Source organism: Devosia sp., assembly GCF_036676215.1.
Taxonomy (GTDB): Bacteria; Pseudomonadota; Alphaproteobacteria; order Rhizobiales; family Devosiaceae; genus Devosia.
Genome location: NZ_JAKFDJ010000155.1, coordinates 1 through 2,123, shown reverse-complemented (window position 1 = coordinate 2,123; position 2,123 = coordinate 1). Strand labels below are relative to the sequence as shown.

General features: G+C 65.3%; 2 protein-coding genes. Both read right to left on the bottom strand.

Annotation, left to right across the window (positions count from 1 at the left end):
* On the bottom strand, positions 1–879 hold an 879-nt coding region (locus V6M52_RS13335; protein ID WP_332701371.1), incomplete at its 3' end, for an acyl-CoA dehydrogenase family protein.
* A gap of 247 nt (positions 880–1,126) precedes the next feature.
* On the bottom strand, positions 1,127–2,123 hold a 997-nt coding region (locus tag V6M52_RS13330; protein ID WP_332701370.1), incomplete at its 5' end, for an acyl-CoA dehydrogenase family protein.

Sequence of the window (2,123 nt, the reverse complement as noted above, 5' to 3'; positions counted from 1 at the left end):
GATGATGCGGGTGCGCAGGTCGCTGTCGCTGATGCGGCCCTTCTCGTCCGTGCCCACATAGTCCTTGGCCAGCTTCGGCAGCGGCTTGGCCGCCATGCCGAACCCGCCGCTGCCGCCCGCGCCGGAGAGGCCCGAGCGCTCATGCTGCAAGAGCCGCTTGGCGATGGTCCAGCCGCCGTTCAGCGGGCCGACCAGGTTCTTCTTGTCGGCGGTGGCGTCGGTGAAGAAGGTCTCGCAGAAAGGAGAGTTGCCGGCGATCAGGGGAATCGGGCGGACTTCGACGCCCGGCTGGTGCATCGTGAACAGGACGAACGAGATACCTTCGTGTTTCTTCGAAGTATCCGTCCGCACGAGACAGAAACACCAGTCGGCGAATTGTGCGCCTGATGTCCAGATTTTTTGTCCGTTGATGACGAAGTGGTCGCCCTTGTCTTCGGCCTTGCACTGAAGACTGGCCAGGTCGGACCCGGCGCCCGGCTCGCTGAAGCCCTGGCACCATTGCAGGTCGCCCCGGACGATCGGCGGGATGTGCTCCTTCTTCTGGTCCTCGGTGCCGTACTCCAGCAGCGTCGGGCCGAACATCATCACGCCCATGCCGCCGATGGGGTTATAGGCCCCGGCCCGGCCCAGCTCCTGCTGGATGACCCGGCCCTCGGCCGGGGAAAGTCCGCCGCCGCCATAGGCCGCCGGCCAGGTGGGCACGCCCCACCCCTTCGACCCCATCGCCTTGCGCCAGGCTTCCTGGTCCTCGCTGGGCTTGGAGCGCTCCTCGCGCATCATCGGGTTCGGCCGCCCCTTGAGGGACGCCGGGAAGTTCGCCTCGATCCACTCGCGGGCTTCCGCCCGGAAGGTGTCGAGATCGCCGCCAAAATCAGCCATCTAAAAAGTCTCCTTGAAAATCTGCCGTTCGAAACTCTGGTGTCTGGGTGACGGTCCTTCTCCCCTTGCGGGAGAAGGTGTCGGGCGAGAGCCCGACGGATGAGGGGTCGAAAGCCCTCTCCGCGAGTCCCGCGCCGGCCCAGCCGGATAGTTCTGAGAGACCCCTCATCCGACCCCGCTCTCGCGGGGCCACCTTCTCCCACAGGGGGAGAAGGACGCAGAAGGCTCACTCGATACGCGCATCACCCTAGTGGCTCTGGGTCAGGTCCGGGAGTCCCAGGATCCGCTTGGAGATGATGTTGTTCTGCACTTCGTTGGAGCCGCCATAGATCGAGCCGGCCTTGCCGGAGAGCCAGGCGCGCACCGCGGTCCGCTCCTCGTCGCTGAAGCCCTCGCCGTCCCAGCCGAGCCCTTGGTGGCCCATGAACTCCAGGGTCAGCTCGGCCCGGTCCTGGGCGATCTTCATATTGGCGTTCTTCATGATCGAGGTGGCCGCCGAGGGCCCGGAATTGCCCTTGGCCTCCAGCGCCGCGCGGCGAACCGTCTGCTGCAGGGCCTTCTGGTCGATCTCGTTCATGACGATGCGGGTGCGCAGGTCGGAGTCCGCCAGCCGGCCCTGCTCGTCCTCGCCGACATACTTCTTGGCGATCACGCCCAGCGCGTCGGGCTTCACGCTGGCGCCGCGCGAGCCGTTCATGCCCGAGCGCTCGTGCTGCAGCAGCCGCTTGGCCACGCTCCAGCCGCCGTTCAGCGGGCCGATCAGGTTTTCCTTGGGCACCTTCACATCGGTGATGAAGGTTTCGCAGAACGGCGAGTTCCCTGCTATAAGCAGAATGGGTCTAACCTCAACGCCCGGCTGGTGCATCTCGAAGACCACGAAAGAAATGCCTTCGTGCTTCTTGGTCGTATCGGTGCGGACCAGGCAGAAGATCATATCGGCGTACTGGGCGCCGCTCGTCCAAATCTTGGATCCATTGACTAAGAAGTGGTCGCCCTTGTCTTCGGCGCGGGTCTGAAGACTGGCCAGGTCCGATCCGGCGCCCGGCTCGCTGAAGCCCTGGCACCAGCGGACCTTGGCGGTGACGATGTCCGGGATCCACTTCTTCTTCTGCTCTTCGGTGCCGTATTCCAGCAGGGTCGGGCCGAACATGCCCACGCCCATGCCGCCGATCGGGTTGACCGCCCCGATGGCGGCCATCTCCTGCTGCAATACCCGAGCCTCGGCAGGCGAAAGTCCGCCGCCG